We start from the raw sequence: 833 nt of genomic DNA on the forward strand, positions 1-833 counted from the left end.
AACACCGTCTTGTCGTCAGTAACGACAAGCAGAACGAGATATATTGATGTTCATTCCACCTGTGCGGTTATCAGGCTGGACTTTTTTCCGCAATGTCAAAAAAGGCCTGCCGCAAGGAAAGTGTTATTGAGCCGGGGTGCCCATTGGCGACCGTATCGCCGTCGATAGCCACCACCGGCATGGCGAGTGTCGTTGCGGAGCTGATGAACGCCTCGCGTGCCGCCTTGGCCTCGGCGACGGAAAAGCCGCGCTCCTCGATCTTCAGGCCGAGCTTGGCCGCCACTTCGAACATGGTCGTGCGGGTGATGCCGCGCAGGATGCCGTGCTCGGCCGGCCTGGTGACCAGGACGCCGTCCCGAGTGACGATCCAGGCATTGGACGAGCCGCCTTCTTTTACGTTGCCTTCGGCGTCGACGAACCAGGCTTCCTGCGCACCGGCCTCCTTTGCCTTCTGCTTGGCCAATACATTGGGCAGCAGCCCGACGGTCTTGATGTCGACGCGGTCCCAGCGGTTCTCCGGCACGGTGATGACCGCGATGCCGGTCTCGGCTCGCTTTGCTCCGGCTGCGGGGTCGGCCTTCCTGGCGGTCACCACCAGGGCCGGCTTGGTGTCGGCGGAAGGGAAGACAAAGTCGCGGCTGGCGACGCCGCGCGTCACCTGGACATAGACCAGGCCGTTGGCGACATGGTTGCGGTTGACCACCTCGCGCAGGATAAGCGGCAGCACGTGAGAGGTGACTGGCCAGGCGATCGACAATTCGGTCAGCGAGCGGTTCAGCCGCGCCAGATGGCGCGGCATGTCTACGATGAAGCCACGCGCCACCTCGCAGACC

The 833-nt window shown here is 63.1% G+C and carries 1 protein-coding gene; it reads right to left on the minus strand.

All coding sequences use genetic code 11. The annotated features are described in order from the left end of the window. Window positions 1-70: 70 nt before the first annotated feature. Window positions 71-833 (minus strand): D-amino-acid transaminase (locus tag EN750_RS36840; RefSeq protein WP_127399449.1); only part of this gene is annotated, 763 nt, incomplete at its 5' end.

Origin of the sequence: Mesorhizobium sp. M7A.F.Ca.ET.027.03.2.1 (genome assembly GCF_003999175.1) — a bacterium.
GTDB lineage: Bacteria > Pseudomonadota > Alphaproteobacteria > Rhizobiales > Rhizobiaceae > Mesorhizobium.